The sequence below is a fragment of the uncultured Intestinibacter sp. genome, assembly GCF_902468165.1.
Taxonomy (GTDB): domain Bacteria; phylum Bacillota; class Clostridia; order Peptostreptococcales; family Peptostreptococcaceae; genus Intestinibacter.
Map to the genome: position 1 here is coordinate 1 of NZ_CABQXJ010000029.1, position 16,622 is coordinate 16,622.

The 16,622-nt window shown below is 28.7% G+C and carries 17 protein-coding genes; 13 read left to right on the top strand and 4 right to left on the bottom strand.

Annotation, left to right across the window (positions count from 1 at the left end; genetic code table 11):
• Positions 1-239: 239 nt before the first annotated feature.
• The 7 genes from RDX53_RS06895 (at position 240) to RDX53_RS06925 (ending at position 7,359) form a co-directional block, all read left to right on the top strand.
• Complete coding sequence (locus RDX53_RS06895) at positions 240-1,262, top strand: branched-chain amino acid aminotransferase (RefSeq protein ID WP_195931703.1); 1,023 nt, start codon at positions 240-242, stop codon at positions 1,260-1,262.
• Between the two features lie 269 nt (positions 1,263-1,531).
• Positions 1,532-2,485, top strand: a complete 954-nt coding sequence (locus RDX53_RS06900; RefSeq protein ID WP_195931612.1) for an ABC transporter permease — start codon at positions 1,532-1,534, stop codon at positions 2,483-2,485.
• A complete protein-coding gene (locus RDX53_RS06905) occupies positions 2,475-3,485 on the top strand; it encodes an iron chelate uptake ABC transporter family permease subunit (protein ID WP_007286066.1) in 1,011 nt (336 codons plus the stop codon). Before RDX53_RS06900 ends, RDX53_RS06905 begins: the two co-directional genes overlap by 11 nt.
• A complete protein-coding gene (locus RDX53_RS06910) occupies positions 3,482-4,237 on the top strand; it encodes an ABC transporter ATP-binding protein (protein ID WP_007286065.1) in 756 nt (251 codons plus the stop codon). Before RDX53_RS06905 ends, RDX53_RS06910 begins: the two co-directional genes overlap by 4 nt.
• Positions 4,238-4,308: 71 nt before the next feature.
• The gene (locus tag RDX53_RS06915) at positions 4,309-5,280 is read left to right on the top strand and encodes a siderophore ABC transporter substrate-binding protein (RefSeq protein ID WP_195931611.1); all 972 of its coding nucleotides are present in this window, start codon (positions 4,309-4,311) and stop codon (positions 5,278-5,280) included.
• A 201-nt stretch (positions 5,281-5,481) separates the two neighbouring features.
• Positions 5,482-5,844, top strand: coding sequence for a BlaI/MecI/CopY family transcriptional regulator (locus RDX53_RS06920; protein ID WP_195931610.1), 363 nt, complete (start codon positions 5,482-5,484; stop codon positions 5,842-5,844).
• A gap of 27 nt (positions 5,845-5,871) precedes the next feature.
• Complete coding sequence (locus RDX53_RS06925; RefSeq protein ID WP_307993890.1) at positions 5,872-7,359, top strand: M56 family metallopeptidase; 1,488 nt, start codon at positions 5,872-5,874, stop codon at positions 7,357-7,359.
• 272 nt (positions 7,360-7,631) lie between these two features.
• On the opposite strand, the gene RDX53_RS06930 is transcribed toward RDX53_RS06925, so the two are convergent.
• Positions 7,632-8,600 carry a DUF2232 domain-containing protein gene (locus tag RDX53_RS06930; RefSeq protein WP_295571973.1) on the bottom strand — a complete coding sequence of 323 codons (969 nt, stop codon included), beginning with the start codon at positions 8,598-8,600 and terminating at the stop codon, positions 7,632-7,634.
• 432 nt (positions 8,601-9,032) lie between these two features.
• Between RDX53_RS06930 and hydG the strand changes: the two genes are divergently transcribed.
• From hydG to RDX53_RS06945, 3 genes are all read left to right on the top strand, one after another.
• On the top strand, positions 9,033-10,463 hold the full coding sequence (gene hydG / locus RDX53_RS06935; RefSeq protein WP_195931501.1) for a [FeFe] hydrogenase H-cluster radical SAM maturase HydG: 1,431 nt from the start codon (positions 9,033-9,035) through the stop codon (positions 10,461-10,463).
• Between the two features lie 168 nt (positions 10,464-10,631).
• A complete protein-coding gene (locus RDX53_RS06940) occupies positions 10,632-10,832 on the top strand; it encodes a hypothetical protein (protein WP_195931502.1) in 201 nt (66 codons plus the stop codon).
• Between the two features lie 17 nt (positions 10,833-10,849).
• Positions 10,850-12,175, top strand: a complete 1,326-nt coding sequence (locus RDX53_RS06945) for a sodium-dependent transporter (RefSeq protein WP_307993891.1) — start codon at positions 10,850-10,852, stop codon at positions 12,173-12,175.
• 142 nt (positions 12,176-12,317) lie between these two features.
• Here the strand turns inward: RDX53_RS06945 and RDX53_RS06950 are convergent, their stop codons facing one another.
• From RDX53_RS06950 to RDX53_RS06960, 3 genes are all read right to left on the bottom strand, one after another.
• Positions 12,318-12,551 carry a hypothetical protein gene (locus tag RDX53_RS06950; RefSeq protein ID WP_307993892.1) on the bottom strand — a complete coding sequence of 78 codons (234 nt, stop codon included), beginning with the start codon at positions 12,549-12,551 and terminating at the stop codon, positions 12,318-12,320.
• Positions 12,502-12,705 (bottom strand): carboxymuconolactone decarboxylase family protein, encoded by a 204-nt coding sequence (locus tag RDX53_RS06955; protein WP_207743882.1) that lies wholly within the window; start codon positions 12,703-12,705, stop codon positions 12,502-12,504. Before RDX53_RS06955 ends, RDX53_RS06950 begins: the two co-directional genes overlap by 50 nt.
• Positions 12,706-12,849: 144 nt before the next feature.
• On the bottom strand, positions 12,850-13,905 hold the full coding sequence (locus tag RDX53_RS06960; RefSeq protein ID WP_195931504.1) for a nitronate monooxygenase family protein: 1,056 nt from the start codon (positions 13,903-13,905) through the stop codon (positions 12,850-12,852).
• A 308-nt stretch (positions 13,906-14,213) separates the two neighbouring features.
• Between RDX53_RS06960 and RDX53_RS06965 the strand changes: the two genes are divergently transcribed.
• The 3 genes from RDX53_RS06965 (at position 14,214) to fabK (ending at position 16,558) form a co-directional block, all read left to right on the top strand.
• Positions 14,214-15,194 (top strand): beta-ketoacyl-ACP synthase III, encoded by a 981-nt coding sequence (locus RDX53_RS06965; RefSeq protein ID WP_307993893.1) that lies wholly within the window; start codon positions 14,214-14,216, stop codon positions 15,192-15,194.
• 115 nt (positions 15,195-15,309) lie between these two features.
• Positions 15,310-15,534 (top strand): acyl carrier protein, encoded by a 225-nt coding sequence (locus tag RDX53_RS06970; RefSeq protein ID WP_307993894.1) that lies wholly within the window; start codon positions 15,310-15,312, stop codon positions 15,532-15,534.
• Between the two features lie 97 nt (positions 15,535-15,631).
• On the top strand, positions 15,632-16,558 hold the full coding sequence (gene fabK / locus RDX53_RS06975) for an enoyl-[acyl-carrier-protein] reductase FabK (protein WP_307993895.1): 927 nt from the start codon (positions 15,632-15,634) through the stop codon (positions 16,556-16,558).
• Positions 16,559-16,622: the final 64 nt, after the last annotated feature.

The following is a 16,622-nucleotide window of genomic DNA, read 5'->3' on the forward strand; positions in this document are numbered from 1 at the left end:
AAAGTCGTTGGCGCCATGAACGCAGTGAATTTTAAGCAACGTACGAAGTCGTTGGCGATATGAACGAAGTGAATTTTATAAATATATTTTAGATATAATTAGATATAATTAGATAAATAATAATATCGTAGAAATATTGAGAATTTTTTAAAAATATAGCAAAATATAGAATAATCTGTTATTATATATTGTATACAAAAAATAGCAATAAAAGTTTTTTAAGAAAGAGGTAAATATTAATGCAAAAGGCGAATATAAAATGGGACGAGTTAGGATTTAGTTATCAATATGTAGACAATATGTATGTATCTTATTGGAAAGATGGTAAATGGGATGAAGGTAAGATACAAGACGGGGATAGAATATCTATAAGTATAGGGGCTACAGCATTACATTATGGGCAAGAATGTTTTGAAGGTTTAAAAGCGTATTCAACAAAAGACGGGGAAATACAATTATTTAGACCTGATATGAATGCAAAAAGACTTCAAGATAGTTGTGAAAGATTGTTAATGCCAGAAATATCAGTAGAAAAATTTATAGATGCTTGTAAACAAGTTGTAAAAGCAAATGAAAAATATGTACCACCATATGGCACAGGTGCTACTTATTATATAAGACCATTTGTAATAGGATGTGGAGATAATATAGGTGTTGGGCCAGCACCAGAATATCTATTCTGTGTATTTGGAATACCAGTAGGACCATACTTTAAAGGCGGATTTAAACCAGTTTCAATGACTACTGCTAAATACGATAGAGCAGCACCATATGGAACAGGGGCAGCTAAAGTTGGAGGAAACTATGCAGGTAGTATGCTTCCACACAAATTAGCCAATGAAGAAGGATATACTGACTGTATATATTTAGATCCAGCTACTCACACAAAGATAGAAGAAGCAGGAGCGGCAAACTTCTTTGGAATAACAAAAGACAATAAATTTATAACACCAGATTCACCATCTATATTACCAAGTATAACTAGAAACTCACTATTAACAGTTGCTAGAGATTACTTAGGAATGGAAGCAATAGAAGGTGAAATATTAATGGATGATATAGATAAATTTACTGAAGTAGGTGCTTGTGGTACTGCTGCAGTTGTTGCACCAATAGGCTCAATATACTATAAAGGAAAAGAACATATTTTCCACAGCAAAGAAGAAGCAGGACCAGTTATCACTAAATTATATGAAACACTATATGGAATACAATTTGGTGATATAGAAGCTCCAGAAGGTTGGATAGTAAAAGTAAAATAATAAAAGGTTTAATATATAGTTGCATGCTGATATAGTGTGCAACTTTTTTTGTAGAAAAATAGAAGATTTTAAAGGTATGTATAATTGTAATTTTTTTAATTAAAAGCTTTATTAATTTAAAAATCTAATTAAAATTAAAAAATTATTAAAATGATAAAAAAAATATTGAAATAGTATATTGATTGAATTATAATATAAATATAAAATGATAATCGTTATCATGTGTTTATGATTATGAGATAACAAAAGGGCTAGGAGAAATAAAAATCATGAAAAAAAAATATTTAACGCTAATATTAATTACTTTATGTATAATCTCCTTGTTATTAGGAGCTAAAAGCATAAATATATTAGATGTATTTACTGGTCGTGATGAGACAATGCATCTTATGATGGTTAGTAGAATACCGAGATTAATAAGCACACTTGTAGCAGGTAGTGCTATGAGTATATGTGGCTTAATAATGCAACAAATAAGTCAAAATAAATTTGTTTCACCAACTACAGGAGCAACAATAGATTCAGCAAAACTTGGTATAGTAATTGCAATGGTTTTAGTACCTGGAGCAACAACTATGCAAAAGGCTATGATATCATTTGTTTTTGCACTAGCTGGAACAATGTTATTTATGACTTTTTTAAAAAATTTAAAAGTAAAGAGTGTGATATTCGTTCCACTTGTAGGTATTATGTTTGGTAATATAATTGGCTCAATAACTACTTACATTGGTTACGAATTTGACATAATGCAAAATGTTAACTCATGGTTACAAGGTAATTTTTCAATGATCTTAAAAGGAAATTATGAATTATTATATTTATCAATACCACTAATGGCAATTGCATTTTTCTATGCACACAAATTCACAGTTGTTGGAATGGGTGAAGATTTTGCAACAAACTTAGGTCTTGATTACAATAAAATTGTAAATCTTGGACTGATAATAGTATCTATAGTAACTGTTTGTGTAGTTATTATAGCTGGTGAAATCCCTTATATAGGGTTAATAGTACCAAATTTAGTTTCACTATATAAAGGAGACAATGTACACGAGAATATATTAGATACTGCATTATTTGGGGCAATATTTGTTTTATTCTGTGATATTCTTGCAAGAGTATTTGTCTACCCTTATGAACTTTCTGTAGGTCTTACAGTTGGTGTAATAGGTAGTGGAATGTTCCTTTATTTAGTTTTAAGGAGGAAATCATATGCAAGCTAATCTAGAGAGAAATAAAATAGGTAAAAAGATAGGAAAAGTGGATAGAAAACAAAATTTATATATGCCGATAATAGTATTATCTCTAATGATATTAGCATCATCGTTATTATTCTTATTTATGGGAATCAACAAAGGGAGTATGGATTATGCTCTTTCAAAAAGAATACCTAGATTAATAGCAATAATTCTGACAGGTGGATGCATCGGATTTTCAACAATAATCTTCCAAACTATAACGGACAACAGAATCTTAACTCCGAATGTAATGGGTATAGATTCTCTATATGTAGCAATACAAACTATGTTAATATTTGCTTTTGGTTCAAGTAGTGCATTTGTATCAAATAAGAAAATAAACTTCTTAATTTGCCTAGTATTTATGATTTTAGGAACATCTTTACTATACAAATTAATATTTAAAAAAGATAATGCAAACATAATATTTGTATTATTAATAGGTATGATTTGTGGTACATTTTTCAGAAGTTTATCATCATTTATGCAAATGGTAATTGATCCAAATGAATATTTAGTTCTTCAAAACAAATTATTTGCTAGTTTTAACAATGTAAATGTAGATATATTATTCTTATCTATAATATTAGTTTTACTTATGATTCCATTTGTTTGGGATGATATAAAATACTATGATGTAATGAGTTTAGGGAAAGATCAAGCAATTAACTTAGGTGTTGACTATGACAAAATAATGAAAAAATCATTTGTAATAATAGCAATACTTATAGCAATTTCAACATCTTTAGTAGGCCCTCTTACATTCTTAGGAATTTTAGTAGCAAATATAACTAGAGAAATGATGAAAACATATAAACATAGTTATTTAATAACTGTATCAATATTAGTAAGTATATTTACATTAGTATTTGGTCAGGTATTAATGGAGAGAATTTTACATTTAAGTACACCTGTTAGTGTAGTAATTAATATGATAGGCGGTATTTACTTTATGTATCTACTTTACAAGGAGAGTCGAATATGATAGAAGTAAGAAATTTAAGCAAAAGTTATGGAGATAAAATGGTGGTACATGATGTATCGCTTAAAATACAAAAAGGAAAAATAACTTCTTTAATAGGCCCAAATGGAGCTGGAAAAAGTACAGCTTTCTCTATGATAACTAGACTTATGAAAAGAGACGGTGGTCAAGTATTTATAGAAGGAAAAGAACTAGATAGCTGGGACAAAAAAGAATTATCTAAAAAGATTGCTATATTAAAGCAATCAAACAATATAAATATAAGACTAACAATTAGAGAACTTGTTAGTTTTGGTAGATTTCCATATTGCGAGGGAAAATTACAAGCAGAAGATATTAAATATGTAGAAGAAGCTATAGAGTATATGAGACTTACTGATATTCAAGATAAATATCTAGACGAGTTAAGTGGTGGTCAAAGACAAAGAGCATATATTGCAATGGTTATAGCTCAAGGCACTGAATATATATTCTTAGATGAACCTCTAAATAACTTAGATATGAATAATTCAGTTCAGATGATGAAAGTTCTAAAAAAACTTTGTGATGAGCTTGGAAAAACAATAATCTTAGTTATGCATGATATTAACTTCACATCTTGTTATTCTGATTATATAATCTGCTTAAAAAACGGTATGATTGCAAAAGAAGGAATAGTTGATGAGATAATAAATAAAGAGACACTTGAAGATATATACGAGATGGACTTTGATGTCAAAGATATAGATGGTAAAAAAATAAGTATTTATTATTAAAAATAAAAAATTAAAGAAAGGTTATATAGGACTTAATAAAAAAGTCATTATATATTATTGGGAGAATAAAAATGAACAAAAAAGCAGCTGCCATAGTAGGTGGAATTTTAGTATTAGGATTAGGAGTGTTTGGATTTACTAAATTAAATTCGGGATCACAAAATCAACAAACACAGCAAGAACAAAGTGCTGAACAAACAACTGTTCAGGTAACAGATGCAAATGGCGAAAAAGCAGAATTAAAAAAGAATCCAAAAAGAGTTGTAGTATTTGATTATGGTGTAGCAGATATATTAAAAAACTTAGGTGTTGATGCGGTAGTTGGTCTACCTAAAAACGGAAAAATGCCAGAAATATTATCAAATTACTCAGATGATAAATACACTAATGTAGGAAGCTTAAAAGAAACTGATTTTGAAGCAGTTGAGTCTTTAAATCCAGATTTAATAATAATAGGTGGAAGACAAGCAGAAGATATAGATAGTTTCAAAGAAATAGCTCCAACTGTAAACTTAGCAGTAGATGGACAAGATTACATGAATTCATTCAAAACTGTAGTTACTGATTTAGGAAACTTATTTGATAAACAAGATGAAGCTAAAAAAGCTATAGATGAAATAGAAGCTAAAATAGCAAAAGTAAACAAAACTGTGGCAGAAAAAGGATTAACTGCTAGTGTTGTTATGGCTAATGAAGGAAGTATAAGTGTATTTTCTGCTAAATCAAGATATGGATTAATATATAATGGTTTAGGATTTACTGAAGTTGACAAAAATATAGACGATTCAACTCACGGGCAACAAGTATCATTTGAATATTTCTTAGAAAATAAATCAGATTATGTATTTGTTGTAGATAGAGGAGCAGTTACTGGTAAAGGTGAAGCTGCATCTAAATTATTTGACAATGAAGTAATGAATAAAACAGAAGTTGCTAAAAATGGAAATATAGTTTACTTAAACTCTGTTATATGGTATACAATGACTGGTGGAATCGAGTCTACAAACCAAATGATAGATGAAATAGCAGATGCTATAAAATAATAAGAAATAAGTTCAATAATAAAATAAAAACTTAGGGTAAAGTTTAAATACTGTGCTCTAAGTTTTTTTATTTTAAATAAAAAAATTAGAGAAAAAATAAATATGTTTTAGAGATTTTTAGTGTGTACAAATTTGGTTTATCATGATAAACTTATAATTAACAAAGTGGTTTGCTGCGATAAACCAAAAAGGAGAGGTATTATGGAAAAATATAAATTATTCGATGCAGAACTTAAATTTATGAATATTATTTGGGATGAGGAACCGATAAAGTCAGGGGATTTAGTAAAAGTATGTAATGAAAAACTTGGATGGAAAAAGTCAACTACATACACTGTTTTAAGGAAATTAGCTCAAAGAGGTATATTAAAAAATGAAAATACAGTAGTTACAGCTATAGTAAAAAGAGAGGACACTCAGATTTATGAGAGCCATGAAGTTGTTGAAAAGTCATTTGGTGGTTCACTACCTAAGTTTTTGACAGCATTCTTTGGAAATAAAAAAATATCAAAATATGAAGCTGAAGAGTTAAAAAAATTAATAGATTCTTATAAAGAAGATTAAACTATTTAGAGATAAGGGGGAGAATCTATGAATATTTTATCAACAATGTTTAATACAGTTTTTAATATGACTAGATTGGGAGTAGTATTATTTTTAGTTATATTAATAGGAAGATATATGTTATATAAGTTTCCAAAGATATACTCATATTTATTGTGGGCAGGTTTATTTCTACGATTGATTATACCTATAAATATATATAGTGATTTATCGCTTATTAAACTAAAATATTTTAATAAACCTATAAATACAGATATAGTTAAACATTTAGAAAATAATAAAATTAGGGAGTATATATCAAACAATCTAAATATAGAAGCATTTAATTTAAATCGAAGTAAAATAGAATATATATTGTGGATAGCTATAATATTATGGATTGCAGGAATAATACTTTTAAGTCTACACACAATAATATCTTATATAAAAATGAGGAAAAAAATATGCACAGCAACACTTATAAAAGATAATATATATGAGACTGATCGTATAGATTCGCCATTTGTATTTGGTATAATAAAACCTAAAATATATCTTCCACTTGGAATTTGCGAAAGAGAACAAGAATATCTAATACATCACGAAGAAGTACATATAAAGAGATTCGATTATATAGTAAAACAAGTTTACTTCTTAGCTGTAATAATACATTGGTTTAATCCGATTGTTTGGAAGGCATTTGAACTTATGACACAAGATATGGAGATGTCTTGTGATGAAAGAGTTATGAAAGATTTTAAAATAGATATAAAAGTAGATTATAGTAATTCATTATTAGAGTTTGCAACTACATCAACTTTAGACTTGCTTTGTCCATTGGCTTTTGGTGAAAATTATGCTAAAAAAAGAATAGAAAATATCTTAAAATATAAAAAAATGGTGTATAAAACACCTAAAATACTTTTTATAGCATTTGTATTTTGGGTAGTATTCTTTATATCAAATCCTAGTGCTAGTCAAATATACGATAAAGACCCAATTTCATATGGTCAACTAGGGGTAGATTATATAGCAAAAGACAGTGAAATAGATTATATGTATGATAAGGAGCTATTTTATATAAGAGAAAGTATATCGAATTTTAAATCTACAGGTGAAATAGAAAATATATATGTTTTTAGTATAAAATCAATAGAAAATAACATAATTGTTGGATTTGTCGACCACTCTAATAAAGAAAAATTGGGAGTATGTGTGTTTGAAAAAGATAACGATAAACTAAAACCACTATATATCGAGCTTGGAGAGAGATATATAACACATCAGGACTACGATATAATGGGTGGAAGTTTTGTAATAGATTATGGGAAAAATCTAGATAAAAAAGCATTAGTAACACTATCTAATGGTATAACATCTATAAAATCAAATGTATATTCAGATAAAAAATTAGTAGAAACTAAAGAAACTACATTAAATGAACCTGATATGACAATTATTGATTTAAGTAAATATAATTATAAAGATTTAAGTTTTGGATATTTTGATTATAATAACAATAAGATAAATATGTAAAATTATAAATAACAATTATAAATATAAAAAGTATATAAAAAGTAAAATATATAAAAAATGGCTATGGCAAAAAAAGTTTAATTTTTATTGCTATAGCCTTTAATTTTTTAAAATATACTTTTTTATAACATATAGGAAATTATGTTCCTTTAAAATTGTGGATAATTATAATTTTCGTACATGTGTTACAAAGAAATCTATCTTATAAAAGGTCTTTAAAATAAAGATTTCTTTATAAAGTTAGAATAAAAGCTTTTATTGAGGTCTAGCTTTTAAATCAATTTTTTTTCATAAAATAGATCTATAATTTTCTTTTGGTGAATTCTCATATTATTTTTCATATCGATAAAACAAGATATAATTGCAAAAATATAAACTGAAATTCTAAAGTCTATTAAAAATAAAACCAAGCATATCCACATAAATAATCTGAGATAGAGAACCTTTTTAGTATGAGTAATTATAAAATCTTTTATAATAATTAATGAATCTCTAATCACATAATAATAAGCTATGTATTGAACTGATATTAAAATAATTCTAAGGTAAATAAATTTTATATCGAAGTTAAAAAGATTCAACATATCTATAAATACTATATAAAGGCAACATGAATAAAAGGTATTTCTTTTAAAACATAAAAATCTATTGAATAATTTTAAATTCCTGAATATATAATATTTTTTCTGTGCATTTGGTGTTAAAAGTTTTAGTTTTTTACCTAAGAATAAAGATAGATAGTATATAGAAAAACACATTCCAGAACAATAAAATGCTATTAAACAATAAAAAACAATATTGACATATTCTTTATATGGAAACCAAGCAATCATTTCTTGGAATTCAGTAATAATACTAGTCCCACTTAAAGCCTTAGTGTATATGTCGATTACCATTATAAGAATTGTGCTAAAGATTGAAGAGAAAAATATATCTTCCATTAAAATACTATCTTTGTCCATAAAATAAGCACATACTATCCCAAGTAAAAAGCTTTGACTCATAAATAGTGCACCAGTGAGGTCGCCCACTACAATAAACACAAGTAAAACGGAAACTATTCCACTTAATATGCTATATTTACCACCACATTTTAAATAAACTATAGCAAAAAATATTGGTATGGCAAAATCGAGATAAAGTCCATAACCAATACCTGTCGACAATGCAAAAATAGTTATTACTACACATAGTGAAGTAAGTATAGATGCAAGTGTCAAATTCTTTGTCGTACTATTCATTATTTCATCTCCTGTTATAAATTTGTTAAACATTCTCTTATCTATTATACAAATTAATATGAACTATTTAATAAATAATTCTGACGCTTAATATAAAAAATATACATAAAAAGAGCAGTTATATATAAATTTAGAAAAAAATAAAGAATTATGTAAAGTTTATAAAAAATTATTTAAATATTGCTGAAATCTAACTATAATGCTACCATTTAAGTATGGCTGACCTAAAAGTATATAACCAATAGGAAAGAAAATTTAAATTGTATCAATCTAATTACAAGAGAATCTTCTTAGGTAAAAAGATGGTGATATACAAAATGTATAGTATGATTATGCCTTTGTATATACAGGGGTATTTTTGTTTTATGCAGAAATTCATACCATTTTACCTTTATTCAGTCTAAAAAATTCAATAAATTGGGGGAAATAAAAATGGGATATGATCCAAAATCATGTAAGGCAGAAGAATTTATAAATAATGAGGAAATTTTAGAATCATTAGAGTATGCTAAAAAGAACAAGGGGAACAAAGAATTAATTGAAGGAATATTAGACAAGGCTAATAGAGCAAAGGGGTTAACTCATAGAGAGGCAGCAGTTCTTTTAGAATGTGATGATGAAGAATTGACAGACAGAATGTTCAAATTAGCTGAAGACCTTAAAAAAAGATTTTATGGTAATCGTATAGTAATGTTCGCACCACTATATCTTTCAAATTACTGTGTGAATGGATGTGTATATTGTCCATATCATGCTAAAAATAAAACTATAGCGAGAAAGAAATTAACACAAGATGAAATAAGAAGAGAAGTAATAGTACTTCAAGATATGGGACATAAAAGACTAGCACTAGAGGCAGGAGAAGACCCAGTAAACAATCCAATCGAGTATATACTAGAATGTATAAATACTATCTACAGCATAAAACATAAAAATGGGGCAATCCGTAGAGTAAATGTAAATATAGCAGCGACAACAGTTGAAAATTATAGAAAATTAAAAGAAGCTGGAATAGGTACATATATATTATTCCAAGAAACTTACAACAAAGATTCATATGAAAAACTACATCCAACAGGACCAAAACACGACTACGCATACCATACAGAGGCAATGGATAGAGCGATGGAAGGTGGAATAGATGATGTAGGACTAGGCGTTTTATATGGTCTTAGCACATATAAATATGAATTAGTAGGAATATTAATGCATGCAGAACATCTAGAAGCAAGATTTGGTGTTGGACCACATACAATATCAGTGCCAAGACTTAGACCAGCAGATGATATAGACCCAGCAGATTTCCCAGATGCACTATCAGATGAAATATTCCAAAAAATCGTAGCAATAATACGTCTAGCAGTTCCTTATACAGGTATGATAGTATCTACTAGAGAATCACAAAAAACTAGAGAAAAAGTATTACATCTAGGTATATCTCAAATAAGTGGAGCATCTTCAACAAGTGTTGGAGGATATGCAGATAGAGAGCTAGGAGTAAAAGAAGAAGTAACAAGTGCGCAATTTGATGTAGATGATGATAGAACATTAGATGAAGTTGTAAACTGGTTATTAAAAATGGGATATATTCCAAGTTTCTGCACTGCCTGTTATAGAGAAGGTAGAACAGGAGATAGATTTATGTCACTATGTAAGAGTGGCCAAATCGCCAACTGTTGTCAACCAAACGCACTTATGACATTAAAAGAATATCTAGAAGATTATGCAAGTGATGATACTACAAAAGCTGGTGAAGATTTAATACAAAAAGAAGTTAAGAAAATACCAAGAGATAGAACTAGAGAAATTGTTGGAGAAAGATTAGTAAAAATAGCACAAGGAGAACGTGACTTTAGATTCTAATTTATATAAATTATTGAGTGATAGAGAGAAAACGGATTAAATCTGTTTTCTCTTTTTGTATAAATAAGAAGAAAAATGTATAAATATCAAGAAATGTTGCTGTATTTTGTAAACAGTGCTACCATTTAGTTAGACTGACTCAGAAGAGAATCTGCAGAAGCTAGAAAAATGGCACTACATTTAGGCGTATCTCAAATGGGTGCTGGTTCAAAAACTAGTGTCGGTGGATATGATGAACACAATAAAGACAAAGAAGGAACTACATTAATAAAAGAAGAACTTAATAAATTACCAAGCGAAAAAGTAAGAGAAATAGTAGAAGAAAAATTAGTAAAAATAGAAGAGGGGGAACGTGATTTTAGATCTTAGTCTAAATCACAAATGATATGGAACAAACTTTAACAAAAAGGGACAGTTTTACTTCTAATATAGGATTTATCTTAGCATGTGTAGGTTCTGCAGTTGGAATGGGAAACATATGGTTATTTCCATACAGAATAGGTCAATATGGTGGAGCTGCATTTTTAATACCTTATATAATATTTATAATTCTTTTAGGCTCAACAGGATTGATGGGCGAATTTGCATTTGGTAGAATGATGCAGTCAGGTCCAATCGGTGCATTTGACAAAGCCTTACAAACTAAGGGGAAAAAAGGTGGAAAAGTATTAGGAGTAATTCCTGTAGTAGGGACATTTATAATAGCAATTGGATATGCAATAGTAGTAGGCTGGTTTATAAGATTTTTAGTTGGATATATAACAGGAAGTGCATTAACTGCAACAGATTCTGGAGCATATTTTGGACAAATATCAGGTTCATTTGGAAGCGTACCATGGCACTTTATAGCATTACTAATAGTGTTAATAGTATCATTATTTGGAATATCTTCAGGAATTGAAAAGATAAACAAAGTAATGATGCCAGCATTTTATGTATTATTTTTAATACTTTTAGTTAGAGTCTGTACATTAGATGGTGCTGTGGATGGATTTAAATATCTATGTATACCAAAATGGGAGTTTTTATCTCAACCAAAAACTTGGATATATGCATTAGGACAAGCATTTTTCTCATTATCACTTTCAGGTTCTGGTATGCTTGTATATGGAAGTTACTTAAGAAGAGATAATGATGTAATAGATGGAGCAAGAAAAACAGTATTATTTGATACAATTGCAGCGTTAACAGCAGCACTTGTTATAATACCTTCAGTATTTGCGTTTGGTTTAGATCCAGCATCAGGACCACCACTATTATTTATAACATTGCCATCAGTATTTAAATTAATGCCTTTTGGTAGAGTATTTGCGATATTATTCTTTATATCATTAATTTGTGCATCTATAACTACACTTGTATGTTTATTAGAAGTGCCAATTGAAGCTATACAAAATAATTTGCATATAGATAGAAAAATAGCTGTAATAGGTGTATGTATAGTAGCATTTGCTATAGGTTTATTCGTAGAGGACGGAAATATTTTAGGAACATTATTAGATTTCTCATCTATATATATAGCGCCACTTGGAGCATTTATCGCTGGTGTTATGTTCTTCTGGGTAATCGGAGTTGACAAGGCAAGAGCAGAAATAGAAACAGGTTCAAGCAAAACATTAGGTTCTTGGTTTAAATCTACAGCTAAATACGTTTATGTATTTATATCTATATTTGTATTTGTAGTCGGAATACTGTTAGGTGGTATTGGGTAAGATTAATATAAATTAAATAATTATTAAAAAATGGCAGTGCTATTAATTAGCATTGCCATTTTAAGTGAAACAAGATTATCATTATTTAAAATTTCTATTATGATTAAAGTTACCAGGGTTAGGTAACACCTATAGAACTAACTCATCTATTTGTATAATTGAAAAATCCTACGACAAATGATGCTTCTAGTATTTCATGGTCGTTAAATCCAACAGCTCTTAATTTTTCAACTTGGTCTTTGTCGATTTCTCTAGGTTTTGCAGTTGTAAAATAGGCAAAGTCGCAAAGAGCACGTTGTTTGTCTGTTAGTTTAGCTATTCTATAATTATATGTAAGTGTGTCTACTTTTTGTAAGGCCACGTAGTATATCACCATGTGTAGTTAGGCAATATGTGCACCCGTTTGTTGATGATATTACAAGTCCCATCATCTCTTTATCTATAGTACTTAGATAAGTAGTTTCTTTGTCGAATAGTGATTCTTTTAATTTTAGAAATCTTATGTGTTGTTCATCATATTCATAAGACATAATTTATAACCTTCGAAATTAATTTATTTTAAAATTTAAACTTCATATATTGCAAACACACGCGCTGGGAATCCTATTGTATTTTTTACTTTTGGGAATGTTGCAAATACGATTGCACCTGTTTCAGGAACAGCATCTAAGTTATTAAATTCCTGATATTAATTCATCTACAACTTTTTTTACAGTTTTAATTTTATTTATTTTATAAGTCTCAGCACCACAAAATAAAAGGGCATTATCTATATCACCATTTACCGCATTTATAAGTGCTTGAGATATACAGTAAGGCGTAGATGAAGGATTACATGTTTCCATACAGTTATAGCATTTTTTTATTTTAGGTTTATTTGATTCAAGTTTTTCTAAAAATTTATTGTAAATAGCTCTTCCAGGAAGACCAACTGGACTCTTAATGATTTTTATATCTTCTTTTTTGCATTTGATATATGTATTTTTGAAGGTTATATTTGCATCACATTCTTCTGTTGCTACAAATAAAGTTCCGACTTGTACTCCTGCAGCTCCCATATTTATATATTTTTTCACATAAGAGCTTGTTGAAATACCACCAGCGGCTATTACTGGTATTTCTTTGTCGTATTTTTGGCCATATTCTTTTGTGATTTCTAATATTCTCATAAATTCTCCATCATAATCTATAGAATCTATATCTTTTAAATCATCTCTATGAAATCCTAGATGACCACCAGCTTTTGGTCCTTCAACTACTATCATATCAGCAGTTTTATTATATTTTTTATCCCACATTTTAAGTAATAATTTGCATGCCTTAGCAGAAGATACTATTGGTGCAATTTTAACGTTTGAATTTCCTATAAATTTCGGTAATTTTATAGGAAGTCCGGCACCTGATATTATAATATCAATTCCAGCTTCGATAGCAGTTTTTACATGTTCTTCATAAAAATTCATAGCAACCATAAGATTTATACCTAGAGGTTTGTTATTTGATAATTCTTTTGCTTTTTGTATATGTTTTTTTAATGATTTTAGATTTGTAGAAAGCGGATCTTTATTAAATCCTTCTTCATCATATCCTATATTTATACCTGAAATTACTCCAAGTCCTCCAGCATTACTAACAGCTGATGCAAGATTTTCTCTGGATATTCCAATTCCCATTCCACCTTGAATTACAGGTGTTTTTATAATTAAATCTCCAATTATTAATGGTTTCATAAGTTTCCTCCCTATAGGATATAAAAGGTTTACTAAGATTGAGCTCATTATACTATAAAAAATTATCTAAATAAAGAAAAATATTTTTAATAGGTAAATTATAATGTTTTTTAAAAAAACATAAGTTTTGCAAAATTAGTGTTTTCAATATTTTTATATTCTTTGAGAGTTATGACTATAAAAAATATAGTTGACTTTTTTGTTTGAATATAATATATTTTGTTCATAATAAATTTTGATAATCAAAATATTTAATATATAAATAATTGTAAAAACAAATATTTTGTAACTAAAAGAGGGGGTAATAGATGAACAATGTAGTTATAGCTGGTGTTGGAAAATATATTCCATCAAAAATAGTTACTAACAATATGTTAAGTCAGATTGTAGAAACGAGTGATGAATGGATAGTTTCAAGAACTGGTATAAAACAAAGGCATATTACTACAAATGAAAATACATCAGATATAGCATCAAAAGCAGCTTTAAATGCAATTCATGATTCGAATATAGATGTATGTGACATAGATTTAATAATCGTTGCCACATGCACACCAGATATGTATACACCTGCTACAGCTTGTATAGTTCAGAAAAATATAGGAGCAAAAAATGCATTTGCATTTGATTTAGGTGCTGCATGTTCTGGATTTATATATGGAATTAATGTTGCGAAATCTATAATGGTTTCAAATAATATAAAAAAAGCTTTAGTAATCGGTGCTGAAACTTTATCAAAATCAATTGATTGGAATGATAGATCAACATGTGTTTTATTTGGAGATGGTGCTGGGGCTGTGGTCTTATCACTTAGTGAAAATGAAGGCATTTTAGATGTCATATGTAAATCAAAAGGAATAAAGTGGGAAAATCTCACTATTGGCGCTAAGGATTTAACAAACCCATATATCGATGAGAAAATAAGAATGAATCCATACTTAAATATGAATGGAAGTGAGATTTTTAAATTTGCAACAGTTGAGATAGTAAGTCTAATAAAGCAAATTTTAAGAAAAAATGATTTAAGTCTAGAAGATATAGCTTATATAATACCGCACCAGGCGAATGAAAGAATTATTCAATTTGCTGCCAAGAAGTTAGAAATTCCTGTGGATAAATTCTATATAAATATAGATGAATATGGAAATACTTCAGCAGCATCAATACCAATTGCAATAAGCGAAATGAGTGAAAAGAATTTGCTTAAAAAAGGAGATAAATTAATTGCAGTTGGATTTGGGGCAGGGCTTACGTCTGGAGCCTGCTTAATAAAATGGCAAAATAATTAATTTGGGATAATACTCAAAATTAATTTAATAAATTATACAAAAATAAGGGAATAAAAGATTTACTAAGATAAAATTAAAAAACAAAAAATTAATATCAAAATTAGGAGGAAAAATTATGTTTGAAAAAATACAAGAAATAATGGTAGAAAGCTTATCTTTAGAAAAGGACGATATAAAATTGGAAAGTACTTTTGAATCTTTAGAAATAGATTCACTAGATGTTTTTGAATTAGTTACTGAGATAGAAGAAGAATTCGATATTGAAATAGATGATGCTGAAAATCTAAAATCAGTTCAAGATTTAGTTGCATACATAGAAGGAAAAGTTGCAGTTAAGTAAGATTATTGCAAAGTGAAAATTTAATAAATCCAAATAAATCTAACTAGCTATTTAGTTAGATTTATTAAAATATATTAAGAGAGGATTTAACGAGGTTATGAATTGTAATGTGATAACAGAATTATTGAATATAAAATATCCAATAATACAAGGAGGTATGGCATGGATTGCAGATGCCTCTCTTGCTGTTGGAGTTAGTGAGGCAGGTGGCCTTGGGATAATAAGTGGTGTTGGACCAACAGAAGTTGTAAGAGCCCAAATTAGAAAAGCAAAGGAGCTAACAGATAAACCATTTGGTGTAAATGTAATGCTTATGCAAGATAATTCAGATGAGATAGCACACTTAGTATGTAATGAAAAAGTCCCTGTAGTTACAACTGGTGCAGGAAGTCCAGGTAAATATATAGAAATGTGGAAAAGTCACGGAATTAAGGTTATTCCAGTAGTTCCATCAGTAGCGATTGCAAAAAGAATGGAGAAGTTCGGTGCAGATGCCGTGATAGCTGAGGGAATGGAGTCTGGCGGACATATAGGCCAAACGACTACAATGAGTTTAGTTCCACAAGTTGTAGATGCAGTGAATATTCCAGTTATAGCAGCTGGGGGAATTGGAGACGGAAGAGGAATCGCGGCATCATTTATGTTGGGAGCTGTCGGTGTCCAAATGGGAACTCGCTTTTTAGTTTCAAATGAATGTAATGTACATAAAAACTATAAAGAAAAAGTATTAAAAGCTAAAGATATAGAAACAGAAGTTACAGGGACTTCAACTTCTCATCCAGTAAGAGTTCTTAGAAATAAACTAACTAGAGAGTATATAAAAATAGAAAAAAGTAATTCGAATTCTGAAAAACTAGAATCTTTAACTAGAGGTGCTTTAAGAAAAGCAGTTATAGAAGGTGACACAGAAAATGGAAGTGTTATGGCAGGTCAAATAGCGGGACTTGTGAAAAAGGAGCAAAGTTGCAAGGAAATAATAGAAGAGCTAATGACTGAGTTTGATAAATGTATAAATTATAAATAGACAAATAATATAAGTTTTAAATTCAATGCATAAATAAATTACACAAGTTTTATATGGAGGAGAT

Coding starts and splice junctions, on each gene's coding strand:
- RDX53_RS06950 (WP_307993892.1), bottom strand. CDS start 12,551: ATGGTGATATACTACGTGGCCTTACAAAAAGTAGACACACTTACATAT.
- RDX53_RS06925 (WP_307993890.1), top strand. CDS start 5,872: ATGAATATTTTATCAACAATGTTTAATACAGTTTTTAATATGACTAGA.
- RDX53_RS06920 (WP_195931610.1), top strand. CDS start 5,482: ATGGAAAAATATAAATTATTCGATGCAGAACTTAAATTTATGAATATT.
- RDX53_RS06945 (WP_307993891.1), top strand. CDS start 10,850: ATGGAACAAACTTTAACAAAAAGGGACAGTTTTACTTCTAATATAGGA.
- RDX53_RS06910 (WP_007286065.1), top strand. CDS start 3,482: ATGATAGAAGTAAGAAATTTAAGCAAAAGTTATGGAGATAAAATGGTG.
- RDX53_RS06915 (WP_195931611.1), top strand. CDS start 4,309: ATGAACAAAAAAGCAGCTGCCATAGTAGGTGGAATTTTAGTATTAGGA.
- RDX53_RS06905 (WP_007286066.1), top strand. CDS start 2,475: ATGCAAGCTAATCTAGAGAGAAATAAAATAGGTAAAAAGATAGGAAAA.
- hydG (WP_195931501.1), top strand. CDS start 9,033: ATGGGATATGATCCAAAATCATGTAAGGCAGAAGAATTTATAAATAAT.
- fabK (WP_307993895.1), top strand. CDS start 15,632: ATGAATTGTAATGTGATAACAGAATTATTGAATATAAAATATCCAATA.
- RDX53_RS06955 (WP_207743882.1), bottom strand. CDS start 12,705: ATGTCTTATGAATATGATGAACAACACATAAGATTTCTAAAATTAAAA.
- RDX53_RS06940 (WP_195931502.1), top strand. CDS start 10,632: ATGGCACTACATTTAGGCGTATCTCAAATGGGTGCTGGTTCAAAAACT.
- RDX53_RS06970 (WP_307993894.1), top strand. CDS start 15,310: ATGTTTGAAAAAATACAAGAAATAATGGTAGAAAGCTTATCTTTAGAA.
- RDX53_RS06900 (WP_195931612.1), top strand. CDS start 1,532: ATGAAAAAAAAATATTTAACGCTAATATTAATTACTTTATGTATAATC.
- RDX53_RS06960 (WP_195931504.1), bottom strand. CDS start 13,905: ATGAAACCATTAATAATTGGAGATTTAATTATAAAAACACCTGTAATT.
- RDX53_RS06895 (WP_195931703.1), top strand. CDS start 240: ATGCAAAAGGCGAATATAAAATGGGACGAGTTAGGATTTAGTTATCAA.
- RDX53_RS06965 (WP_307993893.1), top strand. CDS start 14,214: ATGAACAATGTAGTTATAGCTGGTGTTGGAAAATATATTCCATCAAAA.
- RDX53_RS06930 (WP_295571973.1), bottom strand. CDS start 8,600: ATGAATAGTACGACAAAGAATTTGACACTTGCATCTATACTTACTTCA.